The sequence below is a fragment of the Ramlibacter pinisoli genome (genome assembly GCF_009758015.1).
Lineage (GTDB): Bacteria > Pseudomonadota > Gammaproteobacteria > Burkholderiales > Burkholderiaceae_C > Ramlibacter > Ramlibacter pinisoli.
This window is the reverse complement of sequence record NZ_WSEL01000006.1, coordinates 127,682-144,466: the sequence shown is the minus strand read 5'-3', so window position 1 is coordinate 144,466 and position 16,785 is coordinate 127,682. Positions and strand designations below refer to the sequence as shown.

Here is a 16,785-nt window from a genome sequence, read left to right as displayed (position 1 = left end):
GGAAATTCCTTGTTCAAACTGACCAGCCTCAACCTCAACGGTATCCGTTCGGCCGCCAGCAAGGGCGTGGAGGCATGGCTCGCAAAGGCGAGCCCCGATTGTATTTGCGTGCAGGAGGTCAAGGCCGGCGCCGACGACATCGCCGGCCGCTTCGACAGCCTGGCCGGCCTGAAGGGCCATTTCCACTTCGCCCAGAAGAAGGGCTACTCGGGCGTCGGCGTCTACAGCCGGCACGAGCCCAGCGAGGTGGTGGTGGGCTTCGGTTCGGACGAATTCGACGCCGAGGGGCGCTACGTCGAACTGCGCTTCGACACGCCGGCGCGCCGCTTCTCGGTCATCAGCGCCTACTTCCCGAGCGGCTCCTCCGGCGAGGAGCGGCAGCAGGCCAAGTTCCGCTTCCTCGATGCCTTCGAGCCGCACCTGCTGCGCACCAAGGCCGAGCGCGAGTTCGTGCTGTGCGGCGACGTCAACATCGCCCACAAGGAGCAGGACCTGAAGAACTGGCGCAGCAACCGCAAGAACAGCGGCTTCCTGCCCGAGGAGAGGGCCTGGATGACCCGGCTGCTCGACGAGCACGGCGTGGTCGACGTCTACCGGCAGCTGCGTCCCGACACCACCGACGAGAGCTACACCTGGTGGAGCAACCGCGGCCAGGCCTACGCCAACAACGTCGGCTGGCGCCTGGACTATCACCTGGCGACGCCGGCGGTGGCGCAGCTGGCGCGCAGCGAGGCGATCTACAAGGCCGAGAAGTTCTCCGACCACGCGCCGATCACGGTCGGCTACGAAATGGGCTGGCTGGGCTGATCAGCCGGCCGGCGGCGTCGTCGCCAACCCGAGCCGCCGCAGCAGGCGGTGGAAGTTGCTGCGGTCCATGCCGGCCTCGGCCGCGGCCCGGCTGGGCTGGCCGGCGTGGCGCGCCAGGCTGGCCTGGATCCAGCGCCGCTGGAAGTCCTCGGTCGCCGCGCGCAGGGTCTGCCCCGGCCCGGCCGGCAGGTTCGGCATCGGGTCCGGCGCGGGTTCCGGCCGACGCGCGGCCAGCGGGGAGGGCGCCGGCAACGCCTGCGGCGGCGCCCCCTCGAGCGCGATGTGGCGCAGCTCGATCGACACCCAGCGCGCCGGCCGGCGCGGCTCGGCCACCGCGCGCAGGGCGGCGCGGCTGAGCACGTGCTCCAGTTCGCGCACGTTGCCGGGCCAGGCATGCGCCAGCAGGGCCGCCTTGGCCTCGGGCGCCAGGCGCAGGTTGCGCGCGCCCAGGCGGTGCTGGTTCTCCTCCAGGAAGCCGCCGGCCAAGGTGAGCACGTCGCGCCCGCGCTCGCGCAGCGGCGGCACCACCAGCGGGTAGACCGCCAGCCGGTGGTACAGGTCGGCCCGGAAGCGGCCCTGGCGGATCGCCTCGCCGAGGTCGCGGTTGGTGGCCGCGACCACGCGCACGTTCACCTGCACCAGCCGGTCGCTGCCGGGCCGCTGCACCTCGCCGCTTTGCAGCACGCGCAGCAGCTTGGCCTGCACCGCCAGCGGCAGCTCGCCCACCTCGTCGAGGAACAGCGTGCCGCCGTCGGCCAGCTCGAACTTGCCCACCCGGTCCTGCACCGCGCCGGTGAAGGCGCCCTTGCGGTGGCCGAACAGCTCGCTGTCGGCCAGCGACTCGGGCAGGGCGGCGCAGTTCACCTGCACCAGGGGCCGGTCGCGCCGCAGCGAGGCGGCATGCAGGCGTTGGGACACCAGGTCCTTGCCGACGCCGGTCTCGCCCAGCACCAGCACGGTGAGGTCGGAGGCGGCCACGGTGTCGATCTCGGCCCGCAGCCGCTGCATCGCCGGGCTGGTGCCCAGCAGCTCGCGGGCCGGCGCATGGGCCGATTGCCAGGCGCGCGCGGCGGCCTGTTCGCGCGCGGCCTGGGCCCGCACCGCGCGCAGGGTCTCGACCGCCTCCAGGCCCGACTCGATCAGGCGCACCACCGCCTCGACCTGGCTGGTGGCCACCGCCGCCAGCGTGCCGGCGGCCAGGGTGTCGAAGGTCAGCAATCCCCAGAGGCGGCCGCCCACGTGCAGCGGCGCGCCCATGCAGTCGTGCACGGCCAGCAGGTTCGCCTGCCCCAGCACCAGGCCGTCGTAGGGGTCGGGCAGCGGGCAGTCGGCGGGAAAGCGCAGCACCGACGCGCTCTCGACCAGCCGGGCCAGGCGCGGGTGCGCCGCCACCGCGAAGCGCCGGCCCAGGGTCTCCAGGCTCAGGCCGTCGACGGCCACCGGCGTCAGCACGCCGGCCTCGAGCTGCAGCAGGGCGACCGCATCGCAGCGCACGGCCCGCTTGGCGGCCGCCAGCAGCTGCTGGAAGCGCTCGGTGTCGGAGGTGGGGGAGGGAGGGGCTGCGGTGGTCGTTTCGACCGCCGCCGTTGTGGAATCGACTGCGAACATCTCGTGGTCGATTGGACCACAGGCCGGCAATTCCGTGCCGTGACAAGGACTTGCGCGCGCTGCAGGGCTGGCACGGATCGTGAGACAGGACTGCCATGTTGTCACCCCACGCCATCACCCTGATCAAGGCCACCGTTCCCGCGCTGCAGCAGCACGGCGAGGCCATCACCCGCCACTTCTATACCGTGATGCTCGGCGAGCATCCCGAGCTCAAGGCCTTCTTCAACGAGGCCCACCAGGCCAGCGGCACCCAGTCGCGCGCCCTGGCCGGCGCCGTGCTGGCCTATGCGGCCCACATCGACCGCCTGGGCGAGATCGCCGGCGCGCTGCCGCGCATCATCCACAAGCACGCCGCGCTGGGCGTGCTGCCCGAGCACTACCCCATCGTCGGCCAGTGCCTGCTGCGCGCCATCAAGGACGTGCTGGGCGACGCCGCGACCGACGAGATCATCGACGCCTGGGGCGCCGCCTACGGCGAGCTGGCCAAGCTGCTGATCGCCGCCGAGGAGCAGGTCTACGCCGCCAACGCGGCCCGCGACGGCGGCTGGCGCGGCCAGCGCGCGTTCCGCGTGGCGCGCCGGGTCGCCGAGAGCGACGTCATCACCTCGTTCTACCTCGAGCCGGTGGACGGCGGGCCGCTGCTCGCCTTCGTTCCCGGCCAGTACCTGACGCTGGTGCTGTCCATCGACGGCGAGACCATGCGCCGCAACTACTCGCTGTCGGACGCGCCGGGCAAGCCCTGGTACCGCATCAGCGTCAAGCGCGAGCCCCAGGGCAAGGCCTCGGGCTGGCTGCACGACACGGCCGTGGTCGGCACGCCGATCGACGCCCTCGCGCCCTGCGGCGACTTCACCCTGGCCGAGGACGCACAGCGGCCGCTGGTGCTGGTGACCGGCGGCGTCGGCATCACCCCGGCGATGAGCATGCTGGAGGCGGCCGCGCCCGGCGGCCGGCCGATCCGCTTCATCCACGCCGCCCGCGACGGCCGCGTGCACGCGTTCCGCCAGCGCGTCGACGCCATCGCCGCCCGCCACGCCAACGTCCGCGTGACCTACGTGTACGACCGGCCGCGCGCGGAGGACCGGCCGCACGCCACAGGCCTCGTCACCCGCGAGCTGCTGGCGCAGCAGCTGCCGGGCGACCGCGACGTCGACCTCTACCTGCTGGGCCCCAAGCCCTTCATGCAGTCGGTCTACCGCAGCGGGCTCGACCTGGGCGTGCCGCAGCAGCAGCTGCGCTACGAGTTCTTCGGCCCGCTGGAAGACCTGCGCGCGGCCTGAGGCCGGCCGCCTCAGCGACCGAGGCGGCGCAGCACGAACGGCAGGCTGCGGTCCCAGCCGCCGCTGCGGGTGCCGCGGATCTCGCGGCCGCAGGAGTCCGCCACCAGATCGCCCTGCCAGGTGGCGGCGATGCGCTGGCCGTCGACCGACTCCTCCAGCGTGAAGGCGCCGTCGTCCAGGTCGGCGGCGACGCGGGCGCGCTCGCCGTTGCGGTTCACCTCGCCCGACAGGCTCTGCGCGTACTCGCGGTGCGGCTCCAGCAGCAGCGTGGCGCCGCCGCCGCCCTCGAATTCGGCCCGCCACAGCCCCACCAGGTCGAGCGGCTGCACGTCGGCCGGCGCCGGGCAGGGCGCCTGCGCGTGCGCCGCCGCCGCCGTCACGGCGACCAGCGCGAACAGCAACGGCCGCGCGGCGCGCACGCTCAGGCCGGTCCCTGCGCCGCGGCCGCGGCGGCTGCGCTGTCGGCGCTCTTCTTCGCGAACTCGGCCCGCAGCGCGCGCAGCTTCTCGCGCGGGTCCTCCCGGGTGGTGGCCTTTTCCAGCGCCATCTCGGCGATGAAGCGGCTGGGCTGCGCCGCCACGACCTCGCGGCCCTTCTTGCGCCGCTTGGTCCAGCTCACCGCGAGCGAGCGCTGGGCCCGCGTGATGCCCACGTACATCAGGCGCCGCTCCTCCTGCAGGCGCTGCAGGATGCCCTCGCTCATGGGCCCGTCGGCCTTGCCGCCCGGGTTGTCGTCGTCGCCCAGCTTGAACGGCAGCATGCCCTCGACGCAGCCGACCAGCATCACGTGCGGCCACTCCAGGCCCTTGGAGGCGTGCAGCGTCGACAGCGTCACCACGTTCTGGTCCTTCTCGCGCTCGCTGATGGTGGACAGCAGCGCGATGGTCTGCGCCACCTCCAGCAGGGTCTTCTTCTCGCTGGCGACCTGCACGCCCGCCGTGTCATCGATCTGGCCGCCGCAGCGCGCCGCCATCCAGTCGCAGAACTCCAGCACGTTGGTCCAGCGCGAGGCGGCCAGCTTCTCGCTCTCCTCGCTGTCGTACAGGTGCTTCTCGTAGCCGATGTCCTTGAGCCAGTCGGTCAGGAAGGCCTTGGCGTCCTCGGCGCCCTCGGTGCGGCGGGCGCGGAACTGCAGGTCGTTCACGAAGCGGCCGAACTCCTGCAGGCTGCCCAGCGCGCGGGCCGACAGCACGGCGCCGAGCGAGGACGAGAACAGCGCGCCGAACAGGCTCAGCTTGTACTGGTTGGCGAAGGTGCCCAGGCTGGCCAGCGTCTGGTGGCCGATGCCGCGCTTGGGCGTGGTCACCGCACGCAGGAACGCCGGGTCGTCGTCCTCGTTGACCCACAGCCGCAGCCAGGCGCACAGGTCGCGGATCTCGGCGCGGTCGAAGAAGCTCTGGCCGCCGGACACCTTGTAGGGCACCTGCGCCTTGCGCAGCGCCTGCTCGAAGATGCGCGCCTGGTGGTTGGCGCGGTACAGCACGGCGAAGTCCTTCCAGTCCTTGCCGCCGCCGCTGGCGCGGATCGACAGCATGCGGGCCACCGCGCGCTCGGCCTCGTGCTCCTCGTTGTCGCAGTCGACGATGCGCACCGGCTCGCCCTCGCCGAGCTCCGAGAACAGCGTCTTGGGGAACAGCTTGGGGTTGGGCTGGATGACGTTGTTGGCCGCGCGCAGGATGGCGCTGGTGGAGCGGTAGTTCTGCTCCAGCTTGATCACCTTCAGCTGCGGATAGTCCTGCGGCAGGCGCCGCAGGTTGTCCAGCGTGGCGCCGCGCCAGCCGTAGATCGACTGGTCGTCGTCGCCCACCGCGGTGAAGCCGCCGCGCGCGCCCACCAGCAGCTTCAGCAGCTCGTACTGGGTGGCGTTGGTGTCCTGGTACTCGTCGACCAGCACGTGCCCGAGCTGGCGCTGCCACTTGTCGCGCACCTCGTCGTGCTCCTGCAGCAGCCGGAGCGGCAGCCCGATCAGGTCGTCGAAGTCGACGCTCTGGTAGGCCGCCAGCCGCTCCTCGTAGCGCGCCATGATGGTGGCGGTGACGCGCTCGTTGTCGTCCTTGGCCTGGGCCAGCGCCTGCGACGCGTTCAGCCCCATGTTCTTCCACAGGCTGATCGCCCACTGCCACTGGCGCGCGGTGGCGGCGTCGGTGGTGCCGCCGGCGTCCTTCAGGATGGAGGTGACGTCGTCGGCGTCCAGGATGGAGAACTGGGGCTTGAGGCCCAGCACCTGCCCGTCCTGGCGCAGCAGCCGCACGCCCAGCGCGTGGAAGGTGCAGATCACCACGTCCTTGGCCGGCCTGCCGATCAGCGACTTGGCGCGCTCGCGCATCTCGGCGGCCGCCTTGTTGGTGAAGGTGATGGCCAGGATGCGCTTGGCGTCCATCCCGGTCTGGATCAGGCGCGCCACCTTGTGCGTGATCACCCGCGTCTTGCCCGAGCCGGCGCCGGCCAGCACCAGGCAGGGGCCATGCAGGTAGTTGACGGCATCCTGCTGCGCGAGGTTGAGGCCGGACATGCGGGGGGGACTGCTCGGGGAGGGGGCGGGCGGGCGAGCGGCCGATGATAGCGGCCGCGTTCCGGGGAGGGCGCGACAAAGTGCCGCCGCGTGTGCACCCGCGCGGCGGCGGCAGGCGCGTGGCCGGCAGGCGTCAGCAGGGCGACAAAGTGCCGGCCGGCGTTGCCCCGACAATCGCTGCCGTGCTGGCCATCCTGCAGGTCACCTTTCCCTTCTTCGCGCTGGTGCTGTGCGGCTACCTGGCCGCCCGCCGCCGCATGCTGCCGCTGGAGGCGATCGGCGGGCTGAACACCTTCGTGCTGTTCTTCGCGCTGCCCTGCATGCTGTACCGGTTCGGCGCCAGCACGCCGGTGGCGCAGCTGTTCGACGGCGCCGCGCTGGCGGTCTACCTGCCGTGCGCCCTGCTGATGGTCGGCGGCACGGTGACCTTCACCCTGAACGAGCGCATCCGCTGGAACGATGCCGCCTTCGGCGCGCTGGTGGCGGCGTTCCCCAACACCGGCTTCATGGGCGTGCCGCTGCTGGTGGCGCTGCTCGGCCCGGCGGCGGCCGGCCCGGCCATCCTCACCATCCTGATCGACCTGGTGGTCACCACCTCGCTGTGCATCGGGCTGTCGCGGCTGGACGGCGCCGACCAGCACGGCTCGGCGCAGGCGGCGCGGCGGGCGCTGCGCGGCGTGGCGACCAACCCGATGCCCTGGGCCATCGTGCTGGGCGCCGCCGCGTCGGCCCTGGACCTGGTGCCGGCCAAGCCGGTCGCAGCCCTGATCGGCATGCTGGCCGACGCCGCCTCGCCGGTGGCCCTGTTCACCATCGGCGCCGTGCTGGCCCGCTCGCAGATGGTGGCGGCGGCGCAGGAGCAGGCGGCGCCGCCGGCGGCCGACTTCGTGCCGGTGGCGGCCGCCAAGCTGGTGCTGCACCCGCTGCTGGTGCTGGGCGTCGGCCTGCTGGCCATCGCCGTGCGGCTGCCGCTGGACCGGTTCGCCCTCACCGTGATGGTGCTGGTGGCGGCGCTGCCGAGCGCCAGCAACGTGTCGCTGCTGGCCGAGCGCTTCGGCGCCGACAACGGCCGCATCGCCCGCATCATCCTGCTGACCACGGCCGCCGCCTTCGTCACCTTCTCGGGCGCGGTCGCCCTCCTGCGCTAGCGCGCTCCCCGCGCCGGGTCCGGCACGCAGGCCCGGGCTGCTCCGACGACCGGTGTCGGAATCCTCCTACACGGCCGCGAGGGCTCCTCTGGCAGATTCGTCGCTTTGTCCGCGGGGGCGGGACGAATCTTGGATGTTGAATGGTTCGAGAGCAGGATGACAAGCCGGTGCCCAGCGTCCGGCAGCTGACGGGGGCCGGTGCCACGACGCTGGACCTGCTGCGCCAGGCCACCGCCGGCCGGCACGCAGCGATCGAGTCGCAGTTGGGATTGCGCCAGGGCTTCGGCCGTGCGCACTACGGGCGGGTGCTGCAAGGCTTCGACGCCTTCCTGGCGGTCTGGGAGCCGCGCCTGCTGCGCGCGCTGCCGCTCCACTTGCAGCCCTGGTTCACCGCGGGCCGCCGGGCCGCCCTGGCGCGGCGCGACCTGGGCGCGCTGGGCCTGCCGGCCCTGCCGTGGCTGGCCCGCGTGCCGCCGCTGGCCGGCCCGGCCGAGGCGCTCGGCTCGCTCTATGTGCTGGAAGGATCCGCCCTCGGCGGCCAGGTCATCGCGGCCCAGGTGCAGCGCCACCTCGGGCTGCGGCCCGAGCACGGCCTGGCCTATTTCCACGGCGGCGGCGCCGGCACCGCCGCGCGCTGGCGCGCGTTCCAGCGCCTGCTGGCCGATGCCCTCGACGCCGATCCGGCCGGCCAGGCCGGCGCCGTGCGCGCCGCCGTGGCCACCTTCGACGGACTGATCGCCACCTTCGATTCGCTGCTGCATGAACGCGCCGCTGCCTGACCTCGCCCTCTGTGCGAGCGAGCCGATCCGGGTGCCGGGCGCGATCCAGCCGCACGGCCGGATGGCCGTGCTCGGCCCGGACGGCGCGCTGGTGGCCTGGAGCGCCAACTGGGCCGGCGCCGACGCGGCACGCCGCGCCGCCGGCCTGGTCGGCGCGCGGCTGGCCGCCCTCGACGGCGAAGGGCCGGCCGCGCTCGGCCGGGTCGACGTGGACGGCGCGCCGCTCGATGTCCTGGGCCACCGCAGCGGCGCGCTGGTGCTGCTGGAGTTCGAGCCGGCGGTCGACGAGGCCGGCACCCAGGCCCCCATCTACTCGCTGGCGCGCCATTTCCTGCCGTTGCTGCAGCGCGCCGGCTCGGTCGCCGAACTGGCCGACCTGGCGGCGCGCGAGATCAAGCGCCTGACCGGCTTCGGCCGCACCCTGGTCTACCGCTTCGACGAGGAAGGCCACGGCGAAGTGCTGGCCGAGTGCATCGACCCCGGCTACGACTCCTACCAGGGCCACCGCTTCCCGGGCGCCGACGTGCCGGCGCAGGCGCGCGAGCTGTACCGCCTGAACCACATCCGGCTGATCCCCGACGCCAGCTACCGGCCGGTGCCGCTGCTGGGCGTGGAGGCCGGCTGGGAGCCGGCCTCGCTCGACCTGTCGCACGCGCACCTGCGCAGCGTGTCGCCGGTGCACCTGGAGTACATGCGCAACATGCGCACGCTGGCCTCGATGTCGGTCTCCATCGTGGTCGGCGACCGCCTGTGGGGCCTGATCTCCTGCCACGACCACGCGCCGCGCCAGCTGCCGTTCCAGACCCGCGCCGCCTGCGAGCACCTGGGCCGGCTGCTGTCGCTGCAGATCGGCGCCAAGGAAGACAACGCCGAGGTCGCGCAGCGGCTGGAGCTACGCCGCCTGACGCTGCAGCTGGTGGCGCAGCTGGCCGACAGCGACGCCACGCTGCAGCAGCTGGCCGGCGAGCCCGGCCTGCTGCTGCACATGGCGCGGGCCGGCGGCGCCGCCGTGGTGCTCAACGACGACTGCTGGACCGCCGGCGAGACGCCGGAACGCGAGCAGATCGCGGCGCTGGCGCACTGGATCGCGGGCAAGGGCGTGGAGACCTGGGCCTGCGACCGGCTGGTGCAGGAGTTCCCGCCCGCGGCGGCGTTCCGCGAACGCGCCTGCGGCGTGCTGGCGGTCTCGATCTCGCAGGTGCACCGCCACCTGGTGCTGTGGTTCCGGCCCGAGCTGGTGCGCACCATCCGGTGGGCCGGCGACCCGCGCAAGGAGGCCACGGTCGGCGACGGCCGCATCCATCCGCGGCGCAGCTTCGCCAGCTGGCAGCAGCAGCTGCGCGGACGTTCGCTGCCCTGGTCGCCCGCCGAGCTGGCGGCCGCCGGCGAGCTGCGCCATGCGCTGATCGGCATCGTGCTGCGGCGGGCCGAGGAGCTGGCCGAGGTGGCCACCGAGCTGGGGCGCGTCAACAAGGAGCTGGAGGCCTTCTCGTACACCGTCTCGCACGACCTGCGCGCGCCGATGCGGCACATCGCCGGCTACGTCGACCTGGTGCAGGACATGGAAGGCAAGCAGCTGTCCGAGCGCTCGATGCGCTACCTGTCGCACGTCAAGGAGGCGGCGGCGTACGCCGGCCACCTGGTCGACGCGCTGCTCGACTTCTCGCGCATGGGCCGCTCGGCGCTCAAGCGCAAGCGGGTCGACACCCACGTGCTGGTCGAGGAGCTGGTGGCGGAGCTGGCGCGCCAGGAGCCGGCGCGCGCCATCGAGTGGCAGGTGGCCGGCGACCTGCCGGTGCTGTGGGGCGACCCCTTCCTGCTGCAGGTGGCGCTGCGCAACCTGCTGGGCAACGCCGCCAAGTACACCCGCACCCGGTCGCGGGCCCTGGTGCGCGTGCGCGCGGTGCGCGGCCCCGAGGGCGAGGGCATCGAGGTCGAGGACAACGGCGTCGGCTTCCAGCAGAAGTACGTGGGCAAGCTGTTCGGGGTGTTCCAGCGGCTGCACCAGACCGAGGATTTCGAGGGCACGGGCATCGGCCTGGCCAGCGTGAGGAGGATCGTCGAGCGCCACGGCGGAACCGTGTGGGCGCGCGGCGAACCGGACCAGGGAGCGGTGTTCGGCTTCTCCCTGCCGGCAGGCAAAGGGGATGCAAAGCCCCGTGAACAAGGAGAGGACTGAACCATGCTCAAACCGATTCTTCTCGTCGAGGACGACAAGCGGGACCTGGAGCTCACGCTGGTGGCGCTGGAGCGCAGCCAGCTGGCCAACGAAGTCATCGTGGTGCGCGACGGCGCCCAGGCACTGGACTACCTGCTGCGCGAGGGCGACTTCCGCGAGCGCCAGGAGGGCAATCCGGCGGTGGTGCTGCTGGACCTCAAGCTGCCCAAGGTCAACGGGCTGGAGGTGCTGCAGCGGGTGCGCGCGACCAGCCACCTGCGCAGCATCCCGGTGGTGATGCTGACCTCCTCGCAGGAGGAGTCGGACGTGGTGCGCAGCTACGAGCTGGGCGTCAACGCCTACGTGGTCAAGCCGGTCGAGTTCCGGCAGTTCGTCACCGCCATCGCCGACCTGGGCGTGTTCTGGGCGGTCGTCAACGAGCCCCCGCCTGGGTCCCAGAAGGCCAGTCGACGGTATGAATGAACACCTGCCGGAGACGGGCTTCCACGACCGGCCGCTGCGGGTGCTGCTGCTGGAGGACTCGCGCTTCGATGCGGAACTGCTGCGCGAGGCGCTGCTCGCCTCGTACCCGCGCGCCGTGCTCGACGTGGTGCGCGACGAGGCCGGCTACGTCGGCGCGCTCGCGGCCGGCTCGTACGAGCTGATCCTGTCGGACTACGAGATCCCGGGCTTCTCCGGCGAGCTGGCGCTGGCCGAGGCGCGGACCCGCAACCCGCGGGTGCCGTTCATCTTCGTCTCGGGCGTGATCGGCGAGGACAACGCCGTCGAGATGCTCAAGCGCGGCGCCACCGACTACGTGAGCAAGAGCCGGCTGGTGCGGCTGCCGCTGGTGATCGACCGCGCGCTGCGCGAGGTGGCGCAGCGCCAGGCGCGCGAGACCGTGCAGGTGCAGCTGCGCGAGGCCAACGCCGTCTTCGCGCGGGTGGTCGACGCGCTGCGCAACTACGCGGTCATCCTGGTCGACCGCGCCGGCACCATCCGCTCGTGGAACCAGGCCGCCGAGGACATCTTCGGCTACCGGCGCGACGAGATCGTGGGCCGCTCGGCCGAGATCCTGTTCACGCCCGAGGACCGGGCCGCCGGCACCTTCGCCCGCGAGATGCGCGACGCCTTGCGCGAGGGCAAGGCCGACGACAACCGCTGGCTGATGCGGCGCGACGGCCTGCGGCTGTGGGCCGAGGGCGTGCTGATGCCGCTGTACAGCGACGACGAGGCGCACAACGGCTTTTCCAAGATCGTGCGCGACGCCACCGCCGATTACCGCGACGCCGAGGCGCTGCGGGCGGCCAAGGAGGAGGCCGAGCGCGCCAACCAGGCCAAGGACCGGTTCCTGGCGGTGCTGTCGCACGAGCTGCGCACCCCGCTGTCGCCGATCGCGACCGCTGCCCACCTGCTGGAGCGCACCGCCAGCGTGCCGCCCAAGTACCAGAACCTGCTGCCCATGATCCAGCGCAACGTGGCGCTGGAGGCCCGCCTGATCGAGGACCTGCTGGACCTGACCGCCATCTCCGCCGGCAAGGTGAGCCTGAAGCCGCGCGTGGTCGACCTGCACGAGCTGGTGCAGGTGGTGCTCGACATGCTGGAAGGCCAGTTGCGCGACAAGCGGCTGCAGCTGCACCTGCGGCTGGAGGCCGCGCGGGCCGAGGTCGCGGCCGACGAGGCCCGGCTGCAGCAGGTGCTGTGGAACCTGCTGCGCAACGCCATCAAGTTCACCCCCGAGGAGGGCCGGATCGAGGTGCGCACCCGCCTGGACGGCGCGCACATCGTGCTGGAGGTCAGCGACACCGGGATCGGCATCGAGGCCGAGGCGCTGCCGCGCATCTTCAGCGCCTTCGAGCAGGCCGACCGCGAGGTCTCGCAGCGCTTCGGCGGCCTGGGCCTGGGGCTGGCCATCGCGCGCGGCCTGGTGGCCGAGCACAAGGGCGAGCTCACGGCGGCCAGCGCCGGCCGCGACCAGGGCGCCACCTTCACGCTTCGCCTGCGCAGCCACGTGCAGCCGGAGGCCGCGGCGGCGGCGGTCGGCACCGGCCCCGAGGCCCGGGACGAGGCGGGCGGCTGGCGCCTGCTGCTGGTGGAGGACAACCACGACGCCGCCGAGACCATCGTGATGTGCCTGGAGACCTACGGCTACCAGGTCACGCACGTGGGCACCTGCGCCGAGGCGGTGCGCACCGCGCGCCAGCGCGCATTCGACGTGGTGCTGACCGACCTGGGCCTGCCGGACGGCAGCGGCATCGACGTCGGGCGCGCCCTGAGCCGGTCGCTGCCGGTCGTCGCGCTGTCAGGTTACGGGGCCACGCCCGACCTGCAGCGGTCGGCGATGGCGGGTTTCTCGGGCCACCTGGTCAAGCCGGCCGAACCGCAGGCGATCCACGCCGCGCTGCAGAAGGCGCTGGCGACGCACGCCGAGCGCACGGCCTGAGCCGGCGTGAACCGGCGGGGCAGCGGCGCGCCGGCCTAGCGCGGCAGGCTGACGCGCAGCAGGTTGCGGCCGCGCCGCTCGACCTCGGGGTCGGGCAGGTCCAGCACCTCGCGCACGGTGGGCAACGGTTCCAGGCACGGTCCCAGGGCGCCTTGCAAGGCGGTGAGCGCGACGCCGTCCTGGCCGCCGGACTGGCCGGATGCCGCCAGCGATGCCTGCAGGTCGTGCACGACGCGGTGCAGGAACAGCTTGGTGGTCTCGGGCAGCAGCAGGTCGCCGTTCATCTGCTCTTGCGCCTTGGGTAGATAGCTCATGACCGTTGGACTCCTTGCATCCCACTATGCGACGCAGGGAGGGCGCCGGTTGTCAGCGCCGGGCGCAGCGCCCTGTGCGCACCCCGCCCCTCAGGCCGCCAGCCAGCGGCGCATCGTCTGGTAGACCGATTCGCTGCCCAGCAGGCCGAGATGGTCGACGCCGGTGGCGATCCAGCGGTGCGCCTCGTCCGGTGGCAGTGCAGTGCCGGCCGGGCCGTCCTGGCCCAGCGCACTGGCCACCGGCACCAGGCCGTCGTCGCTGCCGGCGCCGATCGCGCCGGCGATCGCATGGTCGGTGATGGCGGCCGGCAAGGGGTCGGGGTCGGCCGGCGGCGGCTCCAGTTCCAGGTAGCGGCCTTCGCTGAAATCGCGCATGCCGTCGCTGCGGCGCCCGGCCAGCCGGGCCAGCGGGCCGACCAGCGCCGACGCGCCCAGGCCGCCGGCGGCGAACGGCCGCTGGGCGTCCCAGGCGGGCGCGCCGCGCAGCGGCGTGCCCAGGTACACCAGGTGGCGCACGTGCCCAGGCCAGGCGAGACCGGAGCGCAGCGCCTGGTGCAGGGCGCTGCGCAGCACCAGCCCGCCCAGGCCGTGGCCGACCAGCGTCGCGCCTTCCAGCGGCACGGGCCAGCGCCCCAGCCGCGCCTCCAGTTCGTTCGCCAGTTCCCGGCCGATGGCCCAGACATGGCGGCCGCTGTTGTACAGGGCGTACAGCGGCGTGGCCTCCAGCGCCCCGGCCAGCGCCTGGCCGTGGTCGTGCCCGTGGCGGCGCCAGTGCAGGTCGTCCAGGCCGAGGTCGTGCACCAGCACCAGCACGCGCGGGCGGCTCGGCGCGTCGCGCTGGTGCAGTTCGAGCGGGATGGCCAGCGGGTTGTCGGTGCGGTGCAGGTGGTCGCCGAGCCAGGCGTTCAGGGCCGCCACCAGCGCCTCGCGACCGGCCACCGGCTGCCTCGGATGGCGCAGGGCGCGGGTGTCCTGCAGCGAGGCCTGCAGCGACGCCAGCGCCAGGTCGAGCCCGCCGCCCAGCAGGTCGGTGCTGCCGCGCAGGCCGCGGTACACGACGGAGGCCCAGCCGCGCTGCGGCGGCACGACGCGCAGCCCGCGCACCGGCGGCTCGATGTGGGCCAGCCGCTGGTGCACGGTCTCCAGCCCGCCGATGGCGGTGCGCAGGCCGTCCACCGCCAGCCGCACGCCGCCACGCACGTCGCGCACGGTCGCGGCGGCTTCGCGCGGCAGGTGCAGCGGGGCGGGACGGTTCGGATCGGCTGGCACGGCGGTCGAGCGGTTCGCCTCATCCTAGGCGGCCGGGCTGGCGGGGCACGTAGGAGGAGGGTGACAGATGGACGGCCGCGGCCTGCAGGACCGCCGCGCCGCACCCGGACAGGCGCCGGGGCCGGCTTCCTACAGTCGCGCTGGAGCCGCCCGGCCAGACTGCCAGCAGGGACGGCGGACCGCCGCCGCCCCGTTCGACCACGACATCAAGGGAGTTCCACATGCACAAGACCATCACCATCGCCGCCCTCGCCGCCGCCACCGCCCTGGGCCTGGCCGCCTGCGACGTCAAGAAGACGCAGGAAGGCAACGTGACGGCGCCCAAGTACGACGTCCAGAAGACCCAGGAAGGCAACGTCACCCTGCCCAAGTACGACGTCAAGGGCCCGGACGTGCAGGTGAGCAAGGAAGAGAAGACCGTCAACGTGCCGACCGTGAAGACCGAGGAGAGGACCGTGACGGTGCCCAAGGTCGACGTGACCACGGCCAAGGAGAAGGAGCGGCAGCAGTCCACCGCCGCCAAGCCCTGACGCGGCGCGGCCGCGGCCGGGCGCTCAGGCGAACACGATCTCGAGCGTGAGCGCCATCGCGCCCAGCCGCTGCTGCACGGCGGCCCGCAGCGCCGGCTCGTCGGGGCCGCTGAACGTCAGCACCGCCACCGGCGTGCCGCCGCGCTCCAGCGCCGCCACCGCCACCGGTCGCCCCAGCCCGGCCAACTCCTCGCGCAGGCGCGCCTCGATCGCCAGCAGGCGCAGCGCCGGCTTGTAGACCTTGCCGATCGCCGTCATCGGCAGCGCCGGCAGCACCGTCACCCGCTTGGGCACGGCCGGCCGTTCGTAGACCTTCGGCCCGACCGCGGCCAGCAGCGCCGCCGGGTCGGCCGTGCAGCCCGGGCGCAGCGTGACGAACGCCACCGGCACCTCGCCCGCATAGGCGTCGGGCTCGCCCACCACCGCGCACAGCGCCACCTGCGGGTGGGCCTGGAAGGCGTCCTCGACCAGCCCCGGATCGATGTTGTGGCTGCCGCGGATGATGATGTCCTTGGCCCGGCCGGTGACGTGCAGGTAGCCCTGGGCGTCGAGGTGGCCGAGGTCGCCCGAGACCAGCCAGCCGCGCTCGAACATGCCGGCGTTGCGCGCCGGGTCGCTGTAGCCGGGGCTCACGTGCGGGCCGCGCACCACGACCACGCCGGTGCTGCCGGTGGCGCAGCGCTCGTCCAGCTGCGCCGCGCCGTCGCGCCAGGGCACCACCCGCACCTCGGTGAACGGCAGCCGCAGCCCGGTGGAGCCGGGCACGCGCGGCGCCGCGAACGGCTCGATGGTGAGCAGCCCGGCGCACTCGGTCATGCCCAGGATGTTGCGCACCGGGATGCCGGTGCGGGCCTCGAACTGCGCCGCCAGTTCGCTGGGCAGGGGCGAGCCGCCGGTGTAGGCCACGCGGATCCGGCTGGTGTCGGCGTCGACCGGCGTGTTGGCCAGCGTCGCCAGGATGGTGGGCACGCAGGCCAGCGCGGTCACGCCCTCGCGCTGGCAGAACTTCCAGTACTGGCGCACGAAGGCGGCGTTGCGCATGCCGGTCAGGGTGGGCAGCAGCTGGGTGGCGCCGATGGCCAGCAGCGCCAGGCCGTAGACGAAGGCGCCGGCGACGTGGAACAGCGGGAAGCCGTTGACCTCGACGGTGTGCTCGTCGAAACCGTAGAAGGCGTGCGCATGCCAGCCGGTGTGGGCCTCGTTGCCCTGGGTGTGCAGCGCCAGCTTGGGGGCGCCGGTGGTGCCGCCGGTGTGGAAGCAGGCCGCCACGTGGTCCGGCGCCAGGACCGGCTCGAAGACGGGTTCGGCCGGCTGGCCGGCGCAGGCGGCGGCGAAGTCGATGCCGTCCGGCACCTGGCCGCCGGGCGCCCGCAGCACCACCAGCGGCAGCGGCGCGAGCGCCCGCACCGCCTGGGCGGTGGACCAGATGTCCAGCTCGGCCGACGGGCCCAGCGCCACCAGCACCTTGGCGCCGCTGGCGCGCAGCAGGGCGGCGATGTGGTCGGGCTGCAGCAGGTAGTTGATCGGGCAGGCACGCCCGGCCAGCTGCGCACCCCACAGGGCCGCCTGCGTGGCCGGGATGTTGGGCGCGAGGATGGCCACCGTGTCGGTCGGGCCGACCCCCAGCGACCGGAACAGGTTGGCGGCCCGGTGGATGGCCGCCAGCAGCTCGGCGTAGGTGGTGCGTTCGGCCGCCTGCGCCAGGTCGGCCAAGGGCAGGAAGGCCAGGGCGGTGCGCTGCGGGAAGCGCCGCGCGGCGGCCGCGATCAGGCCATAGGGCGAGCGGGCCGGGGGCTCGGCCGCCTGCGCCTCGATCGCCTCGATGTCGGCCGGGCCGGTGATGGACCGCATGGGAGCTCCTTGTCGGCGCCGATTGTCCGGCCCGCTCGCGCGCGGCCGCACCGGGGCCTACCCGCAGCCGGGCGGCCCGGTGCGCG

General features: G+C 73.4%; 14 protein-coding genes. 8 read left to right on the top strand and 6 right to left on the bottom strand.

The genetic code is table 11. The features are described 5' to 3' along the window. Positions 1-9 precede the first annotated feature (9 nt). Positions 10-807: an exodeoxyribonuclease III gene (locus GON04_RS13805; protein ID WP_157398655.1), complete on the top strand. Its 798-nt coding sequence runs from the start codon at positions 10-12 to the stop codon at positions 805-807. On the opposite strand, the gene norR is transcribed toward GON04_RS13805, so the two are convergent. Beyond that, positions 808-2,415, bottom strand: a complete 1,608-nt coding sequence (norR, locus tag GON04_RS13800) for a nitric oxide reductase transcriptional regulator NorR (protein ID WP_157398654.1) — start codon at positions 2,413-2,415, stop codon at positions 808-810. It lies immediately after the preceding gene. A gap of 95 nt (positions 2,416-2,510) precedes the next feature. Here norR and hmpA point away from each other — a divergent pair, with 95 nt between their 5' ends. Then, positions 2,511-3,695 (top strand): NO-inducible flavohemoprotein, encoded by a 1,185-nt coding sequence (hmpA, locus tag GON04_RS13795; RefSeq protein ID WP_181654066.1) that lies wholly within the window; start codon positions 2,511-2,513, stop codon positions 3,693-3,695. An 11-nt stretch (positions 3,696-3,706) separates the two neighbouring features. Here hmpA and GON04_RS13790 read toward each other — a convergent pair whose 3' ends face one another. Continuing rightward, entirely contained in the window at positions 3,707-4,114 is a 408-nt protein-coding gene (locus GON04_RS13790; protein WP_157398653.1) for a hypothetical protein, read from the bottom strand. A 2-nt stretch (positions 4,115-4,116) separates the two neighbouring features. Continuing rightward, on the bottom strand, positions 4,117-6,207 hold the full coding sequence (locus tag GON04_RS13785) for an ATP-dependent helicase (RefSeq protein ID WP_157398652.1): 2,091 nt from the start codon (positions 6,205-6,207) through the stop codon (positions 4,117-4,119). Between the two features lie 182 nt (positions 6,208-6,389). Here GON04_RS13785 and GON04_RS13780 point away from each other — a divergent pair, with 182 nt between their 5' ends. The 5 genes from GON04_RS13780 to GON04_RS13760 all read left to right on the top strand — a co-directional run bounded on the left by GON04_RS13780 (position 6,390) and on the right by GON04_RS13760 (position 12,735). Further along, complete coding sequence (locus GON04_RS13780) at positions 6,390-7,355, top strand: AEC family transporter (RefSeq protein ID WP_181654065.1); 966 nt, start codon at positions 6,390-6,392, stop codon at positions 7,353-7,355. Between the two features lie 140 nt (positions 7,356-7,495). After that, positions 7,496-8,134, top strand: coding sequence for a biliverdin-producing heme oxygenase (locus GON04_RS13775; protein WP_157398650.1), 639 nt, complete (start codon positions 7,496-7,498; stop codon positions 8,132-8,134). Beyond that, entirely contained in the window at positions 8,115-10,313 is a 2,199-nt protein-coding gene (locus GON04_RS13770) for an ATP-binding protein (protein ID WP_157398649.1), read from the top strand. The genes GON04_RS13775 and GON04_RS13770 overlap by 20 nt, the downstream gene beginning before the upstream one ends. 3 nt (positions 10,314-10,316) lie before the next feature. After that, positions 10,317-10,775, top strand: coding sequence for a response regulator (locus GON04_RS13765; protein WP_157398648.1), 459 nt, complete (start codon positions 10,317-10,319; stop codon positions 10,773-10,775). Beyond that, positions 10,768-12,735, top strand: coding sequence for a hybrid sensor histidine kinase/response regulator (locus GON04_RS13760; RefSeq protein ID WP_157398647.1), 1,968 nt, complete (start codon positions 10,768-10,770; stop codon positions 12,733-12,735). The genes GON04_RS13765 and GON04_RS13760 overlap by 8 nt, the downstream gene beginning before the upstream one ends. Positions 12,736-12,770: 35 nt before the next feature. Here the strand turns inward: GON04_RS13760 and GON04_RS13755 are convergent, their stop codons facing one another. Both GON04_RS13755 and GON04_RS13750 read right to left on the bottom strand, forming a co-directional pair. Further along, complete coding sequence (locus GON04_RS13755; RefSeq protein ID WP_157398646.1) at positions 12,771-13,049, bottom strand: hypothetical protein; 279 nt, start codon at positions 13,047-13,049, stop codon at positions 12,771-12,773. Positions 13,050-13,139: 90 nt separating this feature from the next. Further along, positions 13,140-14,318, bottom strand: coding sequence for an esterase/lipase family protein (locus GON04_RS13750; RefSeq protein ID WP_157398645.1), 1,179 nt, complete (start codon positions 14,316-14,318; stop codon positions 13,140-13,142). 221 nt (positions 14,319-14,539) lie between these two features. Here GON04_RS13750 and GON04_RS13745 point away from each other — a divergent pair, with 221 nt between their 5' ends. Further along, complete coding sequence (locus tag GON04_RS13745; RefSeq protein ID WP_157398644.1) at positions 14,540-14,848, top strand: hypothetical protein; 309 nt, start codon at positions 14,540-14,542, stop codon at positions 14,846-14,848. Between the two features lie 24 nt (positions 14,849-14,872). Here GON04_RS13745 and GON04_RS13740 read toward each other — a convergent pair whose 3' ends face one another. Beyond that, the gene (locus GON04_RS13740; protein WP_157398643.1) at positions 14,873-16,699 is read right to left on the bottom strand and encodes an AMP-binding protein; all 1,827 of its coding nucleotides are present in this window, start codon (positions 16,697-16,699) and stop codon (positions 14,873-14,875) included. Positions 16,700-16,785: the final 86 nt, after the last annotated feature.